General features: G+C 49.6%; 18 protein-coding genes and 1 pseudogene. 11 read left to right on the top strand and 8 right to left on the bottom strand.

The window, feature by feature from the left end:
• Positions 1-13 precede the first annotated feature (13 nt).
• Entirely contained in the window at positions 14-1,387 is a 1,374-nt protein-coding gene (locus ACESTR_RS04760) for a DUF3987 domain-containing protein (RefSeq protein ID WP_016272810.1), read from the bottom strand.
• 267 nt (positions 1,388-1,654) lie between these two features.
• Between ACESTR_RS04760 and ACESTR_RS04755 the strand changes: the two genes are divergently transcribed.
• Positions 1,655-2,884, top strand: coding sequence for a site-specific integrase (locus tag ACESTR_RS04755; RefSeq protein WP_019150828.1), 1,230 nt, complete (start codon positions 1,655-1,657; stop codon positions 2,882-2,884).
• Positions 2,885-3,140: 256 nt separating this feature from the next.
• On the opposite strand, the gene ACESTR_RS04750 is transcribed toward ACESTR_RS04755, so the two are convergent.
• Positions 3,141-3,659 carry a DUF3408 domain-containing protein gene (locus ACESTR_RS04750; RefSeq protein WP_018695195.1) on the bottom strand — a complete coding sequence of 173 codons (519 nt, stop codon included), beginning with the start codon at positions 3,657-3,659 and terminating at the stop codon, positions 3,141-3,143.
• A 457-nt stretch (positions 3,660-4,116) separates the two neighbouring features.
• Here ACESTR_RS04750 and ACESTR_RS04745 point away from each other — a divergent pair, with 457 nt between their 5' ends.
• From ACESTR_RS04745 to ACESTR_RS04735, 3 genes are all read left to right on the top strand, one after another.
• Positions 4,117-4,536 (top strand): mobilization protein, encoded by a 420-nt coding sequence (locus ACESTR_RS04745; RefSeq protein ID WP_373178898.1) that lies wholly within the window; start codon positions 4,117-4,119, stop codon positions 4,534-4,536.
• Complete coding sequence (gene mobB / locus ACESTR_RS04740; RefSeq protein WP_019150830.1) at positions 4,521-5,747, top strand: conjugal transfer protein MobB; 1,227 nt, start codon at positions 4,521-4,523, stop codon at positions 5,745-5,747. Before ACESTR_RS04745 ends, mobB begins: the two co-directional genes overlap by 16 nt.
• Before the next feature lie 374 nt (positions 5,748-6,121).
• On the top strand, positions 6,122-6,595 hold the full coding sequence (locus ACESTR_RS04735) for a hypothetical protein (protein ID WP_018695192.1): 474 nt from the start codon (positions 6,122-6,124) through the stop codon (positions 6,593-6,595).
• Here ACESTR_RS04735 and ACESTR_RS04730 read toward each other — a convergent pair.
• The 6 genes from ACESTR_RS04730 to ACESTR_RS04705 all read right to left on the bottom strand — a co-directional run bounded on the left by ACESTR_RS04730 (position 6,588) and on the right by ACESTR_RS04705 (position 12,355).
• Positions 6,588-7,382 carry a class I SAM-dependent methyltransferase gene (locus ACESTR_RS04730; protein ID WP_227042946.1) on the bottom strand — a complete coding sequence of 265 codons (795 nt, stop codon included), beginning with the start codon at positions 7,380-7,382 and terminating at the stop codon, positions 6,588-6,590. The genes ACESTR_RS04735 and ACESTR_RS04730 overlap by 8 nt on opposite strands.
• A gap of 60 nt (positions 7,383-7,442) precedes the next feature.
• Positions 7,443-9,293, bottom strand: a complete 1,851-nt coding sequence (locus ACESTR_RS04725) for a S8 family peptidase (RefSeq protein ID WP_014776092.1) — start codon at positions 9,291-9,293, stop codon at positions 7,443-7,445.
• A gap of 16 nt (positions 9,294-9,309) precedes the next feature.
• Positions 9,310-9,765, bottom strand: coding sequence for a tail fiber domain-containing protein (locus ACESTR_RS04720; protein WP_237959070.1), 456 nt, complete (start codon positions 9,763-9,765; stop codon positions 9,310-9,312).
• Between the two features lie 27 nt (positions 9,766-9,792).
• Positions 9,793-9,930 carry a hypothetical protein gene (locus ACESTR_RS04715; RefSeq protein WP_237959071.1) on the bottom strand — a complete coding sequence of 46 codons (138 nt, stop codon included), beginning with the start codon at positions 9,928-9,930 and terminating at the stop codon, positions 9,793-9,795.
• A gap of 154 nt (positions 9,931-10,084) precedes the next feature.
• Positions 10,085-10,468 (bottom strand): hypothetical protein, encoded by a 384-nt coding sequence (locus ACESTR_RS04710; RefSeq protein WP_227042945.1) that lies wholly within the window; start codon positions 10,466-10,468, stop codon positions 10,085-10,087.
• 261 nt (positions 10,469-10,729) lie between these two features.
• Entirely contained in the window at positions 10,730-12,355 is a 1,626-nt protein-coding gene (locus ACESTR_RS04705; protein ID WP_237959073.1) for a tetratricopeptide repeat protein, read from the bottom strand.
• A gap of 991 nt (positions 12,356-13,346) precedes the next feature.
• Here ACESTR_RS04705 and mobC point away from each other — a divergent pair.
• From mobC to ACESTR_RS04670, 7 genes and pseudogenes are all read left to right on the top strand, one after another.
• A pseudogene (gene mobC, locus ACESTR_RS04700) lies at positions 13,347-15,365 on the top strand (conjugal transfer protein MobC).
• 102 nt (positions 15,366-15,467) lie between these two features.
• On the top strand, positions 15,468-16,823 hold the full coding sequence (locus ACESTR_RS04695; protein WP_286078235.1) for a DUF4099 domain-containing protein: 1,356 nt from the start codon (positions 15,468-15,470) through the stop codon (positions 16,821-16,823).
• Positions 16,824-16,827: 4 nt separating this feature from the next.
• A complete protein-coding gene (locus tag ACESTR_RS04690; RefSeq protein ID WP_014776097.1) occupies positions 16,828-17,070 on the top strand; it encodes a DUF4099 domain-containing protein in 243 nt (80 codons plus the stop codon).
• Between the two features lie 157 nt (positions 17,071-17,227).
• A complete protein-coding gene (locus ACESTR_RS04685) occupies positions 17,228-18,250 on the top strand; it encodes a fimbrial protein (RefSeq protein ID WP_009598551.1) in 1,023 nt (340 codons plus the stop codon).
• 62 nt (positions 18,251-18,312) lie between these two features.
• On the top strand, positions 18,313-20,892 hold the full coding sequence (locus tag ACESTR_RS04680; RefSeq protein WP_009598550.1) for a DUF4906 domain-containing protein: 2,580 nt from the start codon (positions 18,313-18,315) through the stop codon (positions 20,890-20,892).
• A 20-nt stretch (positions 20,893-20,912) separates the two neighbouring features.
• Positions 20,913-21,467 (top strand): DUF3575 domain-containing protein, encoded by a 555-nt coding sequence (locus ACESTR_RS04675; RefSeq protein ID WP_009598547.1) that lies wholly within the window; start codon positions 20,913-20,915, stop codon positions 21,465-21,467.
• Between the two features lie 7 nt (positions 21,468-21,474).
• Positions 21,475-23,304, top strand: a complete 1,830-nt coding sequence (locus ACESTR_RS04670; protein ID WP_009598562.1) for a DUF4906 domain-containing protein — start codon at positions 21,475-21,477, stop codon at positions 23,302-23,304.
• Positions 23,305-23,307 lie beyond the last annotated feature (3 nt).

Genomic DNA, 23,307 nt, shown 5'->3' with positions numbered 1-23,307 from the left:
CAAAAGGTATCGTTTATTGCAGTTTCTCATATTCACCTCGCTTTACCTTCTTGATAATCTTATTCGTAGCAAGATTGACCAACGAATACATTACTGACCGTTCAGACAGCCCCACTTCTTTCCCGGCTTGAAGAGCATCGGCAGTAGTAAAATTTGCGGAAAGGCAATCAAGCAATTCTCTCTTTTGTGGTTCAACGCTCTCTCTCAACATATATTTCTGGATGTTGACGTAACAGTTCTCAAAGTATTCACTCAATGCAATAGCTGATTTGGCTGAGTCTATATCTACAAAATCCTTGTGGACTTCATCACAAGCCCAACGAAGAATTTGCAAGACTAAAGCCAAACGAGCAGTAATCATAGGAGCCTTAATCACTCTGCTATCCACGAGTCCATCATCTTGGATTTGATTGACAGCTCGAATCGCCTCGTTACGCCAGTTTGTAAAAAAGGCTTTGGCTTCCGAAGAAAAGTCCAATATTTTTTGTGTTAATCCATTATCCTCTGTCTCTGTAAAAGGTAAGCTAATTACTTTGTTAATGATAGATTCCCACATAGCAGAGTATTTATCAAAAGATGCGGAGGATGAATCTTCATCCAATTGCCAATCAGAAATTTCTTGTGAGGATGGATATACAAAAATTATCCTATCTATCAACCCATTGTCTTTATAACCTTTCTCTATTAGTTCGTGCATACGAGTTGTTTGCATTGTACCGACTATATTTATAAAGGGGTGTTCTATATGAATCGGTATAGGCATACTACACCTTGAAATATCCAGCGGTTTTCCGCTGAAGGCGGTCAATAGTTGCTCAATAAGTTGCCCTTTACTATATTGATTCACGGCATTAAACATTCCCATGATTTCATCTACATATACCACGATACCTCGTTGATTATCATCAAGCGCACGCATTAAAGCCTCCGGAGTAAAATCGGATATGATAGTTCTTCGTAAAATAGGTTTGTCTGGTAGTGGAGAGGAGTTGTCTTTTTTAGCTTTGCCGTTTTCAACCAAGCTATTATAATGCTCCATATCCAATTTGAATTGTTTGATGATTTTAGCATCATGCTTTCGGATGGGACGGAATGCGAAATCCAGAGGTGGAGTTTTACCCATTCCGGGACGACCTACCAATATCATATAAAGGGCAGAATTACTAATCCATCCACCACGAATACGGATATTGACAGCGTTGCCAATAGCGGTTGATACTGCCACCAAAAGAGAAGCCATCATGTACTCAATGGAATAATTTTCTTGCCGTGCTAAAGCCAATATCATATCTTGAATTTTGGCAGGAAAAGCATCCAAAGGAATCTTGCTTTCAAAGACCCCTTCAAATTCCATTCTGAGTGCATTGCATAAATTGGTTGCATCCATTAGAGCCGGGGTGTTGTAGGTAATCGAATATGCAGAAAATAGTAAATATCTTGTTTACAGGTATTTAATTCTTTGTTCTGCGTGTGTTCCGAGCAATAAAATTGCAGAATCGGGCAGGTTTGACGGTAAGTTATGTTACTTATCCGTTACCTGCCCGAAATGCTTTGATTTGCATTTAAGGCATTTGTTTTCAGTTCGTTGCATCGAATTTCCGCATAACAAATAACTTGACATTTACGTTTAACCCATCCAAAAGTTCAAGTTATTATGCAACGCAGCACTTTCAAAGTCCTTTTCTATGTGAAAAGGCAAGCCGAGAAATCGGGTCAGGTTCCCATTATGGGCCGTATCACCATCAACGGCACGATGTCGCAGTTCAGCTGCAAACTCACCGTTCGTTCTTCTCTCTGGGATGCCAAAGCGAACAAGGCGGCAGGTAAGAGCCTCGAATCGCAGCGCATCAACGAGAAGCTGGAAAATATCAAGACCAATATCGGCAAGCAATACCAACGCCTCTGCGACCGTGATTCGTATGTCACGGCCGAAAAGGTTCGCAACGCCTTCCTCGGTATGGGTGACGACTGCCGCCTGCTGTTGCAGACTTTTGACGAATACCTCGCAGGCTTTCTCAAACGTGTGGGCAAAGACCGCGCCTATTCCACCTACGAGGATTACTGTCTGCGTCGCAGGCGTCTCGCCGCTTTCCTCGAATACGAATACCACGTCAAGGACATTCCTTTCAAAGAGCTGAAGCGGGATTTTATCGAAAAGTTCGTCGTCTACCTCTCTACGGTAAAGGGGCTTGCTTCCGGGACGATCTGTGCCGGAGTCAAGAAACTGCGTCTGATGACCTACACGGCGTATAAGAACGGCTGGATTTCTGTCGATCCTTTCGCGGGGTTCCATGTCAGACCCCAATACGCCGAACGACGCTATTTGTCCGCTTCGGAATTGCAGGCCGTCATGGACGTCGAACTTCCCAACTACCGAACAGGCATCAACCGGGATGTCTTCGTTTTCTGCGCCTTTACGGGCCTGAGCCATTCGGACGTTGCAAAGCTGACTCACGCCGATATTCACACGGACGACAACGGGGATCATTGGATCATCGACAAACGGCAAAAGACAGGTACGCAGTTCCGTGTCAAGCTCCTTCCCGTCGCTGAAATGCTCTACAAGCGTTATAAGGATACATATCGCACAAGCAAGAAGGTTTTTCCGCTTAAAGGCACTTATAAAACACTGAACATGTCGTTACGTCATGTTGCCAGACATGCTGGTCTGTCGTTCAACCCGACGATCCACATGGCGCGGCATACCTTTGCCACAACGGTCACGCTTACGCAGGGCGTACCTCTGGAAACGGTCAGCAAGATGCTGGGACATAAACATATCACCACGACCCAAATCTACGCCCAAATTACCAATGACAAAATCGGGCAGGATATGGCGGCGTTGAGCGAAAAACTCGACAGCGTCTTCAAGATTGCGCAATAACCCGGCGTTATCCCGGAATATCGTATATCTAATATTCCCTATTTCCGCCGGCAGGGAATTAAACACCGGAGCTGAAAATCCGCAAGGCCATGCGAATCGCCCGAAAGGCGAGCCTTGCGGATTTCCATCTCCGGCATTTTGCTGGCCGCTACCGTCGGAATAGGCGACTTTCTGCGCCCCGGACGCTACCCAACGGGCGGCTGCTCCGCAGCACGCATATCAGAAGCCCGAAGTAACCGGTCATTGCATTGCCTGTTCAAAACGGTCGTCTGTTGTTCTTTTTTTCGTGGAGATAATTCAGCTCGTCGCTGTAAATTGCGATTACGAAGCGCAGCATATTGTCGGCCAAAGCCGTAAGCCTTGTCGTGTCATCACCCAACAGGTGGAGTATTTCCGACACTTTGTGCTTGGTTCGGGTACTGACATAGATCGCCGAGCGGTTACGGCAATCCACCGACGCGAAGAACGTGCGTTCGAAATCCGGCAGCGCGATCTTTTTACGCCGGAATCCGGAAGACTCCTTTACGGGAGTCGTTTGGGTGCCGACGTCTGTTTTTTCAGCAGTCGGTGCCGATACTCCGGATACCGTTTCCGATGTGTTTCCCTCAGGAGTGTCCGTATCTTCCTCTTCCGGTTCGGGAATCCTGCGGACGACTTTCGAATCCAAAGGGGCCTGTCCGGCGATCATCTGACGCATCAGCTCCTCGTCGACTTCGATACGGGGATGTTTAGAAGGATTGGGTGCAGGTTTGTCTGTTTCTTTCAATGAATCCATGGTGCAACGTTTTTGAGATTGATTGTTAGCTATACTGTCGTAAAGCGTGTATGTCCGGTTTTATGTTTTAAACCATTCAAAATACCGTTTTCCGTTTCATGCGGTTTATATCGGGATAATGACCGGAATAAGAAAACCGACCTTTCATGCTGCAAGATACAACCGACAGAAATACCTCGGTTCCGATGTCCGCTCACGACCGCTCCAGTCCGCACCGATGGCTTTTTTTTGCGCCCGGACGGTTGTAATATTGCACCGGGAACCGACCCGTCCCCGGAAGCCGTAACGGAGGAGTTTTCAAACTTTCGATAGAAATTCTCCGGCGCGGATTTTTGTTTCTGCAAAGAAACAGCGAGCTGTACCTTTGTATGCCGAAAAGTTTTTCGGCATACGAAAGGTGCTCGCTCTGCGAGGCCGGGTGGCGTTCCCGAGTCACGCCACTTAAACTACCAGACTGATGACAACCACGAAAAAGAGGATCGGACGCCCGACAACGACAGATCCCAGAGTCCACAGGTATAATTTCAAACTCACCACGGAAGAGAATATCCGCTTTAAGCAGATGCTTTGTAAGGCGGGATTGGAGCATAACCGCAGCCGATTTATCGTAAAACGCATCTTCGGCGAGGAGTTCGTTGTCGTTAAACGCGACCCTTCGAAAGTGCAGTTTATTGCCCGTCTGAATGACTTTTATTTCCAATTTCAAAAGCTCGGGAACAACTATAACCAGATTGTAAAAGCCATCAACGCGCACTTTTCTAACGTTGCTATCCCGCATCAGATCGCTATGCTGGAGCAGCGAACCCGCGAGTTGAAGGCCCTGAGCATCGAGATTCTGAACCTCACAAAACAGGCTAAGGAATGGTTGCGAATATAAGATCGGGCTCCTCGCCCGGTGGAGCGTTATACTACAATAAGGAGAAAGTGGATAAGGATGAAGCCGAGGTGCTGCTTTGGCAGAAGATGCTCGAACCATACGATAAATGCGGACGCCTTGATATTGACGTCTGCATGGAGAGCTTCATGCCGTACCTCGAAGCCAACCGCAGGACTACGAACACGGTTTTCCATGCCTCGCTGAACCCTTCACCGGAGGACAGGCTGACAGACGAACAGCTCCGGAAAATCGCCTGTGAGTACATGGAACGCATGGGTTACGGCGAACAGCCTTATATCGTTTTCAAGCACAAGGACATTTCCAGAGAGCATCTCCATATCGTGTCGCTGCGCGTCGATGAGCAGGGCCGCAAACTCCCGCATGATTTCGAGGCCCGACGTTCGATGGAGATATTGCGTGATCTGGAGTGTAAATACGGCCTGCAGCCGAGTGTCAAGGGGCAGGAACTGACGGACAGGGAGGGCCTGCGGAAAGTGAATTATCCCGAGGGGAATGTCAAGCAACGGATCTCGTCCGTCGTCCGGTCGTGCCTGCGAAATTACAAATGCTCGTCCTACGGAGAGTTTCGCACGCTGCTGGAACGCTTCAATATTTCGGTCGAAGAACGTACGGGAACTATCGACGGCAGAAATTATGCGGGGATTATCTACGGTGCCCTGACCGACGACGGATATGGAATCGGCACGCCGTTCAAATCGAGCAAAATAGGGAAAGATGTAGGTTATAAAGCCCTTCAAAGGTATTATGAAAACTCGAAAATAAAACTGAAAAAAGAAGGCACACTCGACCAGCTGCGGCAAACGGTCAAAGATGCTATGAGTCCGAACAATACACGGGACGAGTTTCGGCAGTTGCTCAAAGCGGAGAACATCGACGCGATCTTTCGCATCAACCCGGTCGGCAGAATCTATGGCGTGACTTTCATTGACCATAACAAAGGTATCGTTGCCAACGGGTCGGTATTGGGCAAAGAGTTTTCGGCGAATGTCTTCAACGAATTGTATCCGGCTCCGAAAGAGGTGCGGCAGGTTGCAGAACGACAAGCGGAACAGAAACACGAAGAGCAAAACCATGCCGCCAATCCTATTTCTGGCATTGTCGATACGGTATTGGATTTGGCCGACACGCGGGCTTATGAAGAACAGCAACGGCTGATACAACGGCGAAAAAAACGGAGATCACATAAGTAAGGGATATAGATGTATTAAAAATTATATGATATGTTCACAGGGTTGCATCATTCATTTTAATCACGGCATGCCTCACATTACGGGATATATGATGTCGAGCATCAGATATGAAGGGCGTATTTTCAATGTCAATGTCGAATCCTTCGAAAGGAAGAGGATTGATTGACGCAGTTGTTTTCGTTATGTGGAAGTCGCTATAATAATGTCAAACAGGAGCCATAAAGTCCGGCTTTTTATTTAAATAGTTTGTTTCTTATCCAAAATTCTTATCTTTGTAAATGAATACCTTATATTTCAGACGATATGCGCAAGGATGCTGTGCCGAAATAAAAATCGGGAACGCTATTTGATCGTCAAACTGAAAAACCAAAGCTATGAAAAAGATCATTTGTCTTATCGCAATGGCTCTGTTTACCGTGACGGGTTGTACGTCCGTGGAGATGAATCAAACAAAGACTGATACCCCAGATGATAATACGCAGGGAAACGCTACTACTTTGTCCTGCGCCGATTATACGCTGAATCCTCTTTGGAACTGGGCTGAAACGCCCGCCAATCAACTGATCGTGATTCGCAGCCAAGCGGAACTGGCGGATTTTATATTTCCCAACGACAAATTGCCCGAAGATATAGACTTCGAAAAGAACACGCTCCTTTTGGTTGCAGGACAGGCCACAAACGGAATCGAAAGCGTCAAAAAAAACTTTGTAAAGGCGGATGCTCAATATATATATTCCGTAACTTTTCTGCTGAACGACACCACCGAAGCCCCGAAATGGCGTGTAGCGCAGTTGGTTCCGTTTGTTCCGAGCGAAGCGAAAATATCGCTCGATCTGGAGATTAATTAGCCTCCTCCTGCTTTGCCAGCAGATAGTAGCAGGTCGTCGTGAAAAAATTTCTCACATAAGGTATTTTCCCGATAACTGGAGATAGTATGCGCGGTTTCAATCCGAATTTCACTTGATAATTCGGGTTTATGAAATATAGCCGCTGATTCACTATACGTAATCCCGTTGCCGTTACTAATTTATGGAAACCCTCGATAGTGATGCGCGTATCCCGAATTTCAAAAAAACATTTCACAGTACTTTCCTTTTCGCCGCATGCCCTGAACACCAAACGGAAAAGAGATCGGGGCAACAGGTGGATGTAAGGACAATTGGCGATAATCCGGTTCTTCGCCATTTGCTGATGTCCCCCGAACGGCATTTGCCATGCGGGGAATCCCAGATACAAAAGGCCGTCAGCTTTCAAAAAGGATTTTAAATGCAACATCAACCGCTCTTTTTCGGGAATATGCTCCAACGCATCGTGCAGGATAATCAGGTCGTAAGGTTGTGTGTCGCTGTAATCGAAAATGTCCGAACAGATAAACGTCCCTTTCAACCCCCTTTCGGCGAAAAGTGTCTTTGCGGTTTCGATTGACGGTTTATGAATATCTATTCCTGTTACCGTGGCCCCCTTTGCCGCAAAAATAGAAAGGATGCCGCCAATGCCGCAACCGACCTCCATTACCCGGCACTTACGACCGAATTTCAAAGACGTATGCTGTTCAATATAAGGCAGATAATAATTGCGGCAGGAGGTGGCTGTTTCTTCAAAATAGGCGGAGCGGTCTTGATGGCGTGTCTGCATGGTGAAAATCCTATAAAAACCAAAGGCGGAGAATCCGATTCTCCGCCTTATCGGTAAAAATTACTGTAAAGAAAGTTCTAATGACGAAGTGAGTTCGACGGTAAAAGGTTGAGTGATAATAATACTCTTGGCGTTGGTAAACGTCAGCTTGGCATTGTTCTTAACGGTTACGTTCGTCGCAGATATTTCGCTGCCCGAAACTACCGTATTCGTGGTAACTGTCTTGTCATTGAAATAGACCGTCGTACTTGCATTTTGAGCTTCCATTACGGCAGCATAGGCGTCGATCAGGCCGTAACCAACTTCTGTATGCCATGTGCCGTTCGGTCTGCCGCTAACCGTCGAATAGCTATATCCGCCGACCTTGCGGGCTGTTTTCTCGATGATCGTGGCTACCTCCTTTTGAGTCAGGTTCGGATTTACCGACAGTATCAAAGCCGCTACTCCGGCAACATGCGGGCAAGCCGATGATGTGCCGTTAAAATTTGGCATATAATCGCCCGAAACATACCCGACACTTCCGGTTCGGTCCGTAGTATAAATAAGAACGCCGGGAGCCATTATATCTAACTGCGTTCCGTAATCACTTCCCCACCAGCCTTCGTTATCAATAGTCGTTGAGGATTTACGTTTACCCGAAAGACTTAACGCTCCGACGACGATAATATCGGGCAACGATCTCGCAGGATAGCCCACGGTATTCGAATCATAATTACCTGCAGAAAAAGTTACGACACACCCCAGACCGTTACGTCCATTTGTCATGGCCGACTGTATCGCATCTTCTAACAACTCCGAGAACGTCGATGATCTCCAAGAATTTGAAATAACAGACGCACCGTTTCTCCAAGCCCAATTAAATCCGTCAGCCCTTTTCTGGGGAGCATCCGATGTTCCCATTAATTGATTGCTGATCGACATAACGGGACAGTTCGGGGCGATGCCCGCAACCCCCAGATTATTGTTGGTTTTGGCAGATATGATTCCGGAACATGCTGTACCGTGGTTGCCCCAAATCTGACTTGGCGACCTCCCTGTTTCGGTGTCATAGCTTTTCGACGAAACATTCAAATCGGGGTGATCCAACTGTGTGCCGTGGTCCAATACCGCGACGATAATATCGCTGCTTCCCTGCGTTACCTCTCTGGCCGGGAGATAGTTGATGTCGATTCCTGCAGTTCCTTGATTCTGCCCCGTATTCTTCAACGCCCATTGAGCGGAAAACAACGGGTCATTCGGGGCTGCCGTAGTTTCGTCCTCGCTGATGAAACAAGGCTGGCAGGCGGCAAACGGGCCATCTTCATAAAACTTATTCGCCATTTCCAGCGCGTTTCCCAGCGATTCGTTCGTACAGGAAAGCGTGTACCAAAGCGGCAGGTATTCATTGTTTCCGAGTAAAGTTACCTTATTCTCCGTTGCAAGTGTTGTCAGGATTCTTACGTCGCGTATGGACTTCACTTTGACATAAAACAAATGGCTCAAACCCAAATCAGCGCCGTCGGAAGTCTTGAAATAAGGTGCGCTGTAAACCAATGCCTTATCTTGTGCGTTTACGTCCGCAGTTGCAACTTCGGCCCAATACAGGTTATCGTTGGCCGCTGATCGTGTTGCATCTTGCAACTGGAGCCGGGAAGATAAAGTTACTTTTGCCGCACTCAATCCCGATTTGGAGTTCAGGAGAGGTAACTGCAAATTCGCTTCATCGGAGGATTCAAAAAGAATGTACGATTTTGTCGTATTAATTGTAATCGGGATTTTGTTCCCCTTATACCAATAATAGTGCGTACCGGAACTTAATTGTGCCCTTGTTTGCGGGGACATTTCCATTTCGTCCTCCGTAAAATTCTGGCATCCAGTGAAAACTATTATCGACAGAAAGAAAATACCGATTATATTCAGTATTCTTTTCATAATAATAATCGTTTAATTATTTTCCAGATTTGAGCGCTTCGATTTCTGCTTTCAGGGTTTCGATCTGGCCGTTAAGCTCCTGAATAGACTTCGTAAGCAGCGGAATCAATGCGCTGTAATTTACGACACGGTGGCCCTCGCAATCCACGGCCACGATGTCGGGAAGTACCTGCTCGATCTCCTGGGCAATGAATCCCATTTCTTTGGGATTGGAAACGCCCGTCGAACGTCGGCTGGTCTTGAAATAATGCGCCTTATCGGCCCATTCGAACGACACGGGACGCAGTTGCGTGAGGGTTGCCGTTGCGCTGCCTAACGACTGGATATTTGTTTTCGACGCAGCGTCGGAGTTCGTATAGACGTTGCGGGCGTACAGGTCGATGAAACCGCCGTTCTCCGTATCGTAGAGTACGAGTTTGTCGGAGTTGCTGGAAACGCGCGAATCTGCGGGGCCGAGGTCGAATTTAATCATTCGATTCCCGAATTTCCAGCAATGCGCCTAGCCCTCCCAGTTGGTCATATATCCGTTGTAACGCTCCATAGCGTTATAAACCAAATAGCCGTTCTGATACTTTAATTGCGCATGGCTATTAAATGCGATGAAACACAATACGATTAATGCTAATACTTTTTTCATGGCCTTGAAATTTAAGTTGGTAGTGATTTTTGTGTGAGCAAACAAAGACGTTACTCACAGAGAGTTTTGGTTTAGTGGATTAGCTGTCAGACAAAAAGTTAGTTGCTGCTTCTGTCATCTATTCGTTTCCCCTTTCTTTGTCCTACATTCTATGTCATTCGATAAAAAAATCGCCTGCGAAAACATTTTTGTCTATTGACAGTTCAATCGTGTAAAATCCCGGTTCCAGTTCGGGGATTGGAATGATACTTTTTCCATTGAAAAGGTCGAAACGTTCACATGCAACCGTGCCAAAGTTGCCGGAAATTATCAACTGCCCCGTCTTGCTCTCTGCGCCCGATGCAATGACCTCTACTATACTCATAGAACTATCATAGAATACGAGCGGGATATTTTCCGATAGGCAGACGGGGCCGCCGCCGACTTTTACCTGTTTGACAATAACTGCCGTCTTGCCGCCGCCATAGACCGAATAAATACCTGCGAATAGCATAAACAAACCGACAATTACAGACATTGCGGGAGAGAACTTTTTCATAGGCTTAAATTTGAAAGTGAGTATGAGATATTCGTACATTTCAAAAGTAGAGCGATTGTTTCCGAAAACCAAGAAATCAGAGCCTCTAAAATTTTTCAACCGCAAAGTGATTTCGACTGAAAAACAAACAGTTACGCACACAAAAAAGCCCGAAAATTTTTCAGTTTTCGGGCTTTGCTTTAACGCATTTTAAATCAGCACATTAGCGGTAAATCTTTGATTTAAACAAGTCTGATTGCTAAAGTATTAGTTCTCTGGTATTTACGAAATAATATTGAGAATCGCATTTTTTGTTGTGATACTCGAAGCCATTATTTTCTTTTTCAAATGGAACTTCCGCATGTATATTGTTTTTAGCGTTTCATTGGTAATGACGCTTATTTGTTGCGGTGAAAATCCGGCATAGAGCAGGCAAAGCAATTCCACGAAACATGGCTTGATTTTCGGATATTCGGACTTGAAATTAGAAATCACATTATCGTATTGTTGATTCAGGGTATTCTTTAAATCCGACATTATCGTTTTATCCAAAATCTTTTCGGATAAAATGCCTTTGACTTTCTTGGTAAGAGCCGGGGAATTTTCAAACTCATAATAGGTCTTTGCAAGTTCTTTCAGGACTTGAAAGCGCGTATTAAGCAGTTCACTAATTTTTGCGGCATCGGGTATTTGCAATTTGGTCTTATTCAGTTCTTCAATCAGCGTCAGATATTCCTCAATTCTTTGTTTCTGCATCTTATTTCTGCGGCGGAAGATATAAATAATGCCGCAGATCGCTATGACTGATACCAAAGCGATAATATAAATTACATTTTGTCTTACGCTGGAGCGGTAGCGTTCAAATTCCAAACGCTCGTTTTTATATCGCAGTTCGGTTTCTGCCGCAGAATTATTCATATAGCTTAAATGTATCGAATCACATAAAGCAAGACACTCCTTTTGCATCGAGTAGGCCGCTCGGTAATCTGCATTCATCGTATAGGTTTCGGCAAGGAGAATTTTAGCTGCCGCATCGTTTTCGCGCGGCCCACCAATATTGGCTGAAATCGCTGCGTTCAAATAATATTCGGCGCTGTCCGGTTTATTGATACGCAAATAATATTCTCCCAAAACACAGTAATCATTCGGCGATAAATCATCCGACAACTGGAGAAAACGACCTACATAATTGTAGGTTTCGTTGGTTACGCCTTTGTTCGAAAGAATCCCGATTAGGCAACGCAGGCAGTACACCTGAAAATCCTCATACCCGAATTGTTCGGATAGATTCAATGCTTCCCGATAATCCCGGAGCGCGTTATCGTTATCGTTCTCCATGTAGTAAACAGCGGCAATGGCAGTTTTAGCGCTGACTTGGTGTTTGGTCTTATTTGCGGCCTGATAGTTTTCGTAGGCTTCTTGGTAATAAAACAAAGCCCTTTGATAATTATTCTGCTTCAAATTCAGTTCTCCTAACACGAAGTTACACACTCCGATCAGGTAAGGATCATCTATTAGGTCCTGATACTCCAGCGCTTTAAGATACGATTCGGTTGCTTTCTGATAATTATTTGCGCTGTATTCCATGCGTCCCAGACAATACCAAGAAAGGAACTTTTGCCGATTCGTGCCTTTCCGCAGAAAATAGTTTACGGCAGGACGAAGCATCGAATCGGAATCTATGGTTTGCCCTGTTTTATCCAACGCCAGCGAATAAAGAAGCCCGTAATGCGCTTTTGTCGATTTTTTGCAAATACTGCCGGGAGCAATAGCTTGCAAGGAGCGTAACACGCTGTCCGGATAATCGTTAATTATTTCCTCCGTTCGATTCAGTTCTTCGGATATGTGTTTGCTTTCGGAACACGAATACAAGCATAGAAAGACACAAACATAAATAAATATTTTCATAATCAGCCCACAATAATATTACCCAATATACGAAAAAATAGCGATTCAACCTGCATTTGGTAAAGCTGACATGACATAATTCGTTACATTTGCTATGAGGACTAATTCGGGAGGATCATACAATTCAAAAGGGTCTGCGCATTGCGCGCAGGCCCTTTTCACTCTCTCTTACACTTAAAATCTTCAAAGAAAAAACTCCAAAAACAATCACCTCACAAAGATATGATGCCTACATCTTTGCTTTTGCACTTGCGTTATTCTTCTAACGAATTGAACAAACCTTTATATAACTTGAATCATTGCAAATATAGCTTTTCAGTTCTATAAATCAAACAATTAGCCATAATTATTATTTATCGGAAGCAACACACGGATCACCCATGCGAATAACATTTTATTTGCACCGATAACGATATAATTCATAATAATTTAACGGTCATTCTTCGTATTAGGGAGAAAAAAGAAAAACGCGGGGAACGGCTAAAAGGAATCAGGCACGGCAAAGAGCCACGAAACAGACAGCCGAACCCCGCGCCGTGATAGCACGAAGTTCGACCTGTCCCGCCTGTTTCTCAATCAAATTTTTGCCGTTTCGATTCCTTATTGAACAGGCCGCGAGTATGTGGGCGTACCCTTGTTGCAATGACAAAGGTAGCAAAATATCTTAAAAATGTGCGGGGAACAATCTGCGGCAGTCAGGTCGTGGAATACCCGGAAACAGTCAGACCGAACCCCGCACAAACGATGCACGAAGTTCAGCCGTCCCGCCTGCTTCCCATTCAAATTTCCACGTTTGACTGCCGGGAACAGGCTATGATGAATATTCGGGCGTACACCCTTATTGAATATTCGCCTACAAAGGTATAGATTTTTTCCGATTCCAGACATTATACCGTAGCCAATTAGGGCGAACGAGGGCGAACGGCAGCCTACAACGTCGGGAATTGTCGCGTCTGACTTACTTTTGCCGCCGAAACCAAAAACTATATTTATGCAACAAGAAGATGATTTGAGGGCGCTGGCAAAGATTGTCGCCTTTATTCAGGCCGTCGGCATTATCTGCAATGTTACCAACATTTATTGGTTCTGTTACGAATGACTGGCCGACAACGGCTGAACATTCGGGATTATAGACCGTATTCTGCGGGGATTCCAGCAGACAACGGGATTCTATTCTTCACCCCTCTACTCAAAACTGTTCGCCTTTCTGCTGCTCCTGATTGCCTGTCTGGGTTCACGGGGCGTTAAGTCGCAGAAAATCGGCTGGCCGCATATCTGCACGGCAGGCTTCGCTGGCTTCTTCCTCTACTTTTTCAACGATTGGCTTTTGCGTATACATGCAATGCCCGGCGTGCGCGTAGCGTGGTACGCCGCAACCTTGTTCGCGGGTTACCTGCTCATGCTTACGGCCGGAATATGGATATGGCGGCTTCTGCGGCACGACCTTTTGGACGACGTTTTCAACGACGAAAACGAATCCTTTATGCAGGAAACACGCCTGCTTTCGGACGAATATTCGGTGAACCTGCCGACGCTGTTCCGTTATCGGGGACAGAATTTTCACGGCTGGGTAAATATTGCCGTATTCCGCAGTTGCATAGTGGTCGGATCGCCCGGCAGCGGCAAGTCTTTCACGGTGATTAACAATTACATAAAGCAACTTATCGAAAAGGGATATAGTGCTTATTTCTATGATTTCAAATATCCGGACTTGAGTACGCTGGCTTACAATCACCTGCTGCGCTTCACACACAAATACGAAGTAAAGCCGCAGTTCTGCGTAATCAATTTCGACGATCCCCGCCATTCGCACCGCTGCAATCCTATTCATGCCGACTTTTTGACCGACATTGCGGATGCCTATGAAGCGGCCTATGTCATAATGATCGGCCTGAACCGCTCGTGGGCCACTCGGCAGGGCGATTTTTTTACCGAATCGCCAATCGTGCTGCTCACGGCGATTATCTGGTTTCTGCGCATCTATCAGGACGGGAAATATTGCACCTTTCCCCACGCAATCGAACTGCTGAACAAGAAATACGAAGAAGTGTTCACGATCCTTATGGCCCGGCCCGAACTGGAGAACTATTTGAGTGCGTTCGTCGATGCCTGGCAGGGCGGCGCACAGGAGCAGTTGCAGGGGCAAATCGCGTCCGCGAAGATCCCGCTGTCGCGGATTATCTCGCCCGCGCTTTATTGGGTCATGTCGGGCGACGATTTCACACTCGACCTGAATAACCCCAAAGCCCCGAAAATCCTTTGCGTGGGCAGCAACCCCGACCGCCAGAATATCTATTCGGCGGCATTGAGCCTTTACAACTCGCGCATCGTGAAAACCATAAACCGCAAGGGAAAACTCAAATGCGGCGTCGTGATCGACGAGCTGCCGACCATTTTCTTCAAAGGTCTGGACAACCTCATAGCCACGGCCCGAAGCAACCGCGTAGCCGTATGTCTGGGGATGCAGGACTTTTCCCAACTTACACGCGATTACGGCGAACACGAAAGCAAAGTCATACAGAATATCGTAGGAAACGTTATTGCCGGGCAGGTCGTAGGCGACACGGCCCGCATCCTCTCCGAACGCTTCGGAAAAATCGTGCAGCAGCGGCAGTCGCTCAATATCAGCCGTGAAGATAAATCCACGGGGATAAACACCCAGCTTGACAGCGTGATCCCCGCGTCGAAAATCAGCAATCTTTCGCAGGGCGTGTTCGTCGGAGCCGTGGCCGACAACTTCGGGGACAATATTCCGCAGAAAATGTTTCACGCCCAGATTGTCGTCGATGTCGAAAAGGTCAAAGCCGAAGAAAAACAGTATCGTCCGATTCCCGTGCTCTCCGACTTCACCGACGAAAACGGCAAGGACCGAATGGCCGAGGTTATCGAAGCCAACTACTACCGCATAAAGCAGGAAGCGGCCCAGATCGTAGAGGACGAACTGCGACGCATAGCCGACGACCCGAAGCTGAAACACCTGTTTAAAGGCAACGAAACCGTAGCCAATTAGGGCGAACGAGGGCGAACGAGGGCGTAAAGAGTATCTTTTTGATGATGGCGGATATACATTCGCAGAGCAAACAGTTTCACATAATAACTTAAAATTCAAATTATGGCAGAAGAACAACAACAGTCGCCCGGTGCTGCGCAGCAGCCCAACGACAATTCACTCAACGAGCCGAGTATCGGCATGATGTACGACAAGGAGAAAGACCAGGCAAAGGTCTTTTCCCAGAACCCCGACGGGAGTATCGGCACGGTGGACCCGACCCCGGAAAATGAAAGCCTGTTTTTTGTCATGGACAAGAACATTCCGCTGAACTTCTACAAGAATTTGCAGAAGTATCACAACAACCCCACCATCAACATTTACGTTCTCCCGCGGCGTGCGCTCGGACGCATGAAAGATGCGCTGAAACGGTATTGGAAAAATACCACCCGCGACGACGTGAAACTCTATTACAACTACAAGATACACCCGGACGGAAAATTCGAGTGCAAGATGAAAACCCGCGGCATCCCCGTTGCCGAAATGCCGTGGGACACGCTCAACCGCATGGGGTACAGCTACGGCGGGCTGGAAAAGATGAACTATCTCCAAAAGTTGCAGAATTACGAACAAACGGGGATGCACAAGCTCAAATACCATGACGATATAATCAACTATATCGGCGAGGGTAAAATCCGGCTCAAAAAGAGCGGGAACGGCTACAAAGTCGATGTGAAAAGCTATGCCCGGATTCTCGACGAGGGACTTTTCAATCAGAAATTCACCGAAACGGATATGAAGAATCTCGAAATGTACGGCAACCTCGGCCGCGTGCTGGAAACGTCCGAGGGTCCTCTGCTCGTGTCGCGGGACTTCGATACGCGGCAGTTGGATTACACGAACGCTGAAAATGCTTTTGTTCCCCGATACATCCGCGGAACGGAACTCACACAGGAGGACATCAACAGCTTCCGCCACGGTGAAGTGCGCGAAATAGCGATAGTAAACAGGGACGGCAGCGTGAACATCGTGCCCTACCAGTACAACGCGGTTTTCCGCAAACCTATGGAGGTATTGACCATTGAGCAGCGGAATGCGCTGGCAACCAAACTGCGCGAGCAACGCGACATGGAGCGTATCATTTCCTCGATGCCCGAAACCGCCGACGGGCGGACCCAATACCCGCAGGCCCCCAAGCAGTCGGCAGAACAGACCGCCGAGACCGCCGGACAGGGACAAGCACCCGCAGCCGTGCCGGAGCAGAACCAGCAGGGGCAGGCCGCCGAAACGGCCGGACAGGGACAAACTCCCGCACCTGACCTTTTCGGAGCAGGCAAAACCACGCAAGGCAAAACCCCGGTGCAGGGCCAGACATCCCCGCAAGGTCAGAAACAGCCGGGAGCCGGGCAGAAATCACCGCGTCCGGAGGTAGCGACGCCCGCTCCCAAAGCACAGCGGAAAACAGGTCAACACGTTTAGCGCTATGGAAAGATTCGATGAATCGGCTATCGACTGGGTAGCCGCCGCCAAGCGCGGCATAAGTCGCCGGATGCTCAAAGAATACGGTTTTCTGGAATTGCTGCTGGAGGGCGGCACGACACCCGTAATTCCCCTGACGCTAACCCTCGCGGACGTGACTATAAAACTGGACGGCACGCTTCGACTGACCGAGGACTGCGACAAAAACGTGCGTTTCGAAGTCCTCGGTTACGGCTGGGAAGAATAACCTCCTAAATCCTAAAATATGCGAAAGTGATGATTTTCGCCCGGAGAGCACCGAGGGTGCGGACCGGGACAGGACGGCGCGGCCCTGCCGCAGACAACAAACACAACATCAAAACTTTAATTCACAGCAAATTACACTCAAAACACAACGATTTAACATGAAAAAGATTCTTTTCGCGGCCTTTGCCGCACTTTCGATGATCGCCTGCAACAAAGACGATGCAACGACTGTCATTCCCGACATCGACAACACCCTCAACGGCGCAATCGTCGCCATGAGGTTCACCGACGAAACCCCGACCCGTGCGTTCTTTGCCGAAGCCGCGGCCGCCGAAGCGTGGGAGAAATCCCTTTCCTCGCTCTCCGTGTACGTGTTCAACGCCAAAGGCGACCTTATCACCCTGCGCGACTTCACCGCATCGGAACTCACGGCCCGCACCGCGACCTTCGCCCTGCCGCACGCCACAGCCGGAACGACCTGCGACTTCTATGCCGTAGCCAACATGTCCCTGACGGGCGTCACCACGAAATCCGCGCTGCTGGCAAAGCTGGAAACATCCGCCGCAGACTATAACGGCACATTCGCAGAGGTTTCGACCAAAGCCAAGCGCAGCGGCGGCTTCGTAATGACGGCCGGAGTGAGCAAGGCCATCGCCGAGGGCGGCACGACATCCGTAGCCCTGACACTCAAACGCACCGTCGCCAAAGTCGCCGTGCAGACCTCCGTCGATGCGTCGTTCAATAGCAAGTATTCCGGAACGCTGACCGTAACGGGAACGAAGGTGGTGCGTGCCGCCAGCCAGACGCCGATCATCGCCCCGGCCACACCGACGCCCGGAGCCATGACCTACACCCATACGCAGGCCCCGGCAGCGGCATCCGGCAAGTATAACAACCTTTTCTACATCTTCGAAAACGGAGCTTTGGCAGAAGCAAGCCGCGTCGCGCTGGAGATCACCGCGACCTATGACGCCGACGGGAACGCTTCGACAACGGCCGACCGCATGGAAGTCGTCTACACCGTTCCCCTCACGGGCAAGGCCGGGGGTGAAATCGCCCGCAACGGCTACTACCGTGTGGCCGCCAACATCACGGGTCTCGTGGGGCAGGATTGCCAAGTCAGCGTGTCGGTCGCCGAGTGGGAAACACCCGTAACGCAGTCGGTCGATCTGGGCGCATAAACAACCTATTCATTAACCGCCGCCCGCACCTTTCGGGGCGCGGGCGGTTATCATAAATCCCGATGAAACAAACCATATTCATTTTGCTCGCCCTCGCTCTTTGCTGGGGCTGCATTACCGACCGCGAGCCGACCGCACGGTCGAAAGTGGCCGTAGAACTGACCGTCAGGTCCGCCCCCATGACAACGACGACCCGCGCGACCGACGAAACGACGATCCGCGACCTGAATTTCTACCTTATGGACAAAGCGGGCCGCGTAGTGGTATTCCGCTATCTCACCACGACGACGCTGCGCTTCGAATGCCCTCCGGGCGTCTACCTGATGCGCATTGCCGCCAACGTCGGCCGCAGTCTGGGTGAAAGTGCCGACCTTTCCCGATACATGGTAACATACCAGCAGGATTATGACACACTACCGATGTTTTACGAACAGGAAACGACGATCTCATGTTCGTCCGGCAGCGTAGTGCAGTTACCGCCGATAAACGTTAAACGCTTCGTGTCGAAAATCTCCTACAACCTCACCGCAAAACCTGCCGACATGGAACTCAAATCCGTGCAACTGCTCACCGTTCCCAGCACCGCGGCGCTCTTTGCAGGGAACGGCCCGGCATCCGGTAATCCCGACGACTACACCCACGGCCCGGAAATGCTCCTGACGGGACGGCAGGCCGCAGGCAGCTATTACATGCTGCCCAATCTTCAAGGCGTGAGGACCTCGATCACCGACCAGAAGCAGAAGAATGCCGACAATGCGCCCCCTTGTGCATCGTGGCTGCTTATCCGCGCCACGCGGGGCAGTAAGGTGCTGGCCTACTCGGTCTATCTGGGCGAAAACAATACGTCCGATTTCAACGTCCGGGCCAACTGCCATTACAGGCTCAATATAACCCTGCTGAACGACAACACCGCAGACACCCGAATCGCGGCATATACGGCTGCCGTGTACGACGATTTCGACGACGGCAATATCGGCGGCTACTGCGTGTACGACCCGGATTACAGCCTGCATGTCGATATGGTGAACGAAAACAGCTCGCTCGCTATCAGCGGGCGGCTGGAGGTGACACAAGGCGACAGCGACTATTTCGAATTTGACCGTACCGACTGCAATAACAGCTTCGACTTTGAAATCTATAACCCCAAAGGAGGTAATTACTTTTACCTCGATTACGGCCCGTCCGTTTTCACCAAAGACAATTCAACGCTGGCCTACCGCGTAACGCTGACCGACGAATACGGATTCGCACAGTCTTACGATTTCAAACATACGATGGCAAATATAGTTTACGCCCATACTTCCGCAGGCGGGAGCGTCACGGCAGACAGATGCCTATATACCCAAACTGCGAACGAGGGCGGCGGCAAGCGCACCGCAGCGTTATGCCACGAGGACGGATGCCGACTGACCGCCGCAGCGACGGGGTCCTATGCTTTCGTGGGCTGGTACGCCGACGCCGCATATTCCCGGCTCCTTTCATCGTCGGAGAGCTACAATTATGTCCCCCGCGATTCGCATGCCGACATATATGCCCGTTTTCGGGTCATGGAAACACCCCTCGACAGTAAGGGAACGGCGAACTGCTACATAGCCCCGGCCCTCGACACCCGCTATTCGTTCGATGCGACGGTGCAGGGCAACGGCAAGAATACGACGAATATCTGGCCGCAGCAGCTTCACGGAGTTTCCGCCCGCGTGCTTTGGGAATCGGGGACATTGAGCGAAACGGTTGTCAAAGATGCGGCGTACTCAAACGGCCGTATATCCTTTTCGACGGGAGCCGTGCGGGGCAACGCCGTGATCGGGTTGTTCGACGCTGCGGGAAACTGCATCTGGTCGTGGCATATCTGGTCGGTCGATTACGACCCGGCAACAATGGCGCAGACCTATTCGTCCGGGGCTGTCTTTATGGACCGCAATATCGGAGCACTCACCACCGACTGCACGCAGCCCTCATCGCGCGGGCTTTACTACCAGTGGGGCCGCAAAGACCCCTTTCCGCATCCGGCGACTTGTCAGGATATAAACAAACGCGCCGACGCCGTATATGCCGAGGGATTCGAATACGCTGTCAGCTATCCCCGAAACGCCGGGACTGAAAGCCCTTATGACAATATGACCGTGGAGTGGTCGATTGCTCACCCGACAACCTTTATGAGCGATGCCATGTACGAAGATTGGGAAGAGTGGACATCAGTAGCCGATTGGCTTTATAATCATCATCCGAATCTTTGGGGGAACGTCACGACAAGCAACAACAATATTAGCAAGGTAAGCCTCAAATCAATTTATGACCCGTGCCCCGTTGGTTGGAAAGTCCCCAGCCCCGAAGATTTTGCCGGAATCGAGCGGGTAAGTCAGTCGTCGCCCTATTATGTAACGATTCATTACAACGGTAATCGCACCACGAATATCCCGACTGGAGGGACTTTCGTTGAAACACGCTTTATGAATAACGGACAGCTCGGACGGCTTTATACCAATGCGCCCTACAATATGCACTGGGGAACGTGGGCTTGTCGATATGGCGATATTTCCTGCACCTCGATTTTTTTCTCGACGGGTTCCGTACCATCATTTATCGGCACAACAGATTATTACCGCTATGCCGCAAATCCTATCCGCTGTATTCGGGAGTAGGCTTCCAAAGAATTACAACCATGAAAAAAAGACACATCATCACCTTAATGCTCTGCCTACTGGCTTTGTGGGGCAAGCCCCATCGGGTCGCAGCGCAGTTTTTCAGCGCCAAAGTAAACGCGTTGGCCGCACTCACCGCAACGGTGAACGTAGGAGTGGATGCCGCCGTCGCGGACAAGTGGACGTTAGACCTTTCCGCCTACTGGAATCCCGTAAACTCCGATTCGTTCAGTTGTCGGCTGTATGCCGCGCAGATCGGCACGAAACGCTGGCTTTACGAAGCGTTCGTGGGCCATTTCATCGGCAGCCAGCTAACCTATGGAAATTACCTGTACGGCGGTTCCCGACGCTACTACAAAGGCGGAATGGCCGGGCTGGGATTCAGCTATGGTTATGCTTGGCTGCTCTCGAAGCGTTGGAACGTCACGGCCGAAATCGGCATCGGGGTCTTTTACATGAAAGACACCCGCCGCGACCGCATCCCGCCCGAATACGAATCCATCTTCATACACCACTACAAGCGGTGGGTTGTAGGCCCCTCGCGGGCAGAGATCAGTTTTAACTACTTATTCTAAAAGCAGCATGAAAAAACTTATTTATACCGTCGTCTGCATGATGCTTTTTTGCTGCGCCTGCTCGGATGCGGACATAGAGCTTAATCCGGCGACGCAGGCCAAACAGCAGCTTGCAATGACATTCCGCTGCGGGGCCATGTCCCCGACACGCGCCGCGACGAACGACACCCGCATCGACGACATCAATCTGTACTTGTTCCCCGTAAACGGCGGTCAGGCCCGGCACGTCTATATTGCTCCGGTGCGCCCCGTCGTGCTGGAACTGCCCAAAGGCGACTATACGCTTTACGCCATTGCCAACCTCGGACACGACGCGGGCGAGCGGACGCAGGATTTCGTTCGCTCGCTGCGCGTCGAACGGGAGCCTGCGGCCCTCGCGGATGCTCCCTTTCCCATGTCCGCGCAGCAGGCCGTCACCGTGCGCGGCGACACGCAGATCGCCGTATCTTTGGTTCGCGCCGTGGCAAAGGTCAATTTCAGCTACACCGTGGCTGCTGATTTCGCAAAGTCTTTTCATGTGAAGTCCGTGCAGTTTCGCAGCGCACCCCGTTCGGCGGCTCTCTTTGACTTCAGCCGCGCCGAGAGCAGCGAAGCCGTTGCCGACATGCCGCCCGTCGAAGCGTCGGCAACGGCCTATGCCGCGACCTGCTATTTATTGGAGAACAGGCAGGGAGAGGTTGCAGGCATCGGCTCCCAGCAGCAGAAAGATCAAACCCGCGCCCCGGAACATGCCACCTACATAGCCATAGCGGGCGAAGCCGACGGAACGCAGGTTGTGTACCGCATCTATCTCGGAGAAAACAACACGACGGATTTCAATGTCGGCCGCAACCGGGTTTACAACATCGACGCCCGCATCCTCGGTCTGAACACCGTGGACTGGCGGGTATCGACGGCAGAACTCACCGTCACGCCATTTGCCGAAAACCATGCACCGGGGGAACCTGCGACAACCGAACTGCGGCTTACATCCACGAACAACCCCGAAAATGTCTATTACTTGTCCTATCATATCGACGCCGGGACGGGGATAGTCGCCATCGACGGCGTGAATCGGAACCCCGGTACGCCTTATCCGTTCTTTTCGGGCAACGGAACAGTAACGGCCGGTATCAGCTATACGCAGGCAGAGCCGGGCGACGTGCGGCTCCGTCTGACGGTTACGGACAAATACGGATTCAGCATGGAGCGTGTGCTGACAACGGTATTCAAAAACCCGGAACTGACGATAACCTATGCCCAGCAGGGAAATGAACTGACGGTTTATGACCGGGCATATATCGACTATACCGTGTCACAACCCGGTTACTCCGGGAACTACACCGTAAAAGTGGAAGGTGTTCCGTCCGTGTACTATGGTCGTTATGGCTCCGACGTTCCCCTGACGACATTCACCCAATACGGGAACGGCACAAATACATTACGGGTGAAGCCAAATATGCTTGGGCCGAACCCGCTGAAAATAACCGTAACCGACACCGACGGCCACAGCGCGGAGATCATCACATCGGTAATGGGTATTAAGACCACCGCCGACCTCCAACCGACATTCAGCACATCGGGGGGCTTGCTCTATGTTACCGTGGAATCTTCGCAGCCCGTAGTGGACGACCTGACCGTGAAAGTGACGGCCAATGCCGACATATATTCTTTCGGTGGGGCCGTGACAAAAAAGCAGTATATCGTAACGGTGAAGATTGAAGCCGACCATACGACAGGAAAAGGGTCTGTATCATTGAGCGGGTTAGGGAGTTACGCCACGTTCACAGTAACGTCTTATTCCGCGGAATTTAAGCGCACATCGGATAACGGATTGGTCGAATATAAATTGCAGTAGAAA

The sequence above is a fragment of the Alistipes sp. DJF_B185 genome (assembly GCF_964250025.1).
GTDB classification, from domain to species: domain Bacteria; phylum Bacteroidota; class Bacteroidia; order Bacteroidales; family Rikenellaceae; genus Alistipes; species Alistipes finegoldii.
The sequence above is the reverse complement of the archived record's forward strand: the minus strand, read 5'-3'. Positions and strand labels throughout refer to the sequence as shown.

Coding starts and splice junctions, on each gene's coding strand:
- ACESTR_RS04680 (WP_009598550.1), top strand. CDS start 18,313: ATGAAACAAACCATATTCATTTTGCTCGCCCTCGCTCTTTGCTGGGGC.
- ACESTR_RS04720 (WP_237959070.1), bottom strand. CDS start 9,765: ATGATTAAATTCGACCTCGGCCCCGCAGATTCGCGCGTTTCCAGCAAC.
- mobB (WP_019150830.1), top strand. CDS start 4,521: ATGGTTGCGAATATAAGATCGGGCTCCTCGCCCGGTGGAGCGTTATAC.
- ACESTR_RS04695 (WP_286078235.1), top strand. CDS start 15,468: ATGGCAGAAGAACAACAACAGTCGCCCGGTGCTGCGCAGCAGCCCAAC.
- ACESTR_RS04675 (WP_009598547.1), top strand. CDS start 20,913: ATGAAAAAAAGACACATCATCACCTTAATGCTCTGCCTACTGGCTTTG.
- ACESTR_RS04705 (WP_237959073.1), bottom strand. CDS start 12,355: ATGAAAATATTTATTTATGTTTGTGTCTTTCTATGCTTGTATTCGTGT.
- ACESTR_RS04670 (WP_009598562.1), top strand. CDS start 21,475: ATGAAAAAACTTATTTATACCGTCGTCTGCATGATGCTTTTTTGCTGC.
- ACESTR_RS04735 (WP_018695192.1), top strand. CDS start 6,122: ATGAAAAAGATCATTTGTCTTATCGCAATGGCTCTGTTTACCGTGACG.
- ACESTR_RS04725 (WP_014776092.1), bottom strand. CDS start 9,293: ATGAAAAGAATACTGAATATAATCGGTATTTTCTTTCTGTCGATAATA.
- ACESTR_RS04710 (WP_227042945.1), bottom strand. CDS start 10,468: ATGAAAAAGTTCTCTCCCGCAATGTCTGTAATTGTCGGTTTGTTTATG.
- ACESTR_RS04685 (WP_009598551.1), top strand. CDS start 17,228: ATGAAAAAGATTCTTTTCGCGGCCTTTGCCGCACTTTCGATGATCGCC.
- ACESTR_RS04715 (WP_237959071.1), bottom strand. CDS start 9,930: ATGAAAAAAGTATTAGCATTAATCGTATTGTGTTTCATCGCATTTAAT.
- ACESTR_RS04755 (WP_019150828.1), top strand. CDS start 1,655: ATGCAACGCAGCACTTTCAAAGTCCTTTTCTATGTGAAAAGGCAAGCC.
- ACESTR_RS04730 (WP_227042946.1), bottom strand. CDS start 7,382: ATGCAGACACGCCATCAAGACCGCTCCGCCTATTTTGAAGAAACAGCC.
- ACESTR_RS04690 (WP_014776097.1), top strand. CDS start 16,828: ATGGAAAGATTCGATGAATCGGCTATCGACTGGGTAGCCGCCGCCAAG.
- ACESTR_RS04760 (WP_016272810.1), bottom strand. CDS start 1,387: ATGGATGCAACCAATTTATGCAATGCACTCAGAATGGAATTTGAAGGG.
- ACESTR_RS04750 (WP_018695195.1), bottom strand. CDS start 3,659: ATGGATTCATTGAAAGAAACAGACAAACCTGCACCCAATCCTTCTAAA.
- ACESTR_RS04745 (WP_373178898.1), top strand. CDS start 4,117: ATGACAACCACGAAAAAGAGGATCGGACGCCCGACAACGACAGATCCC.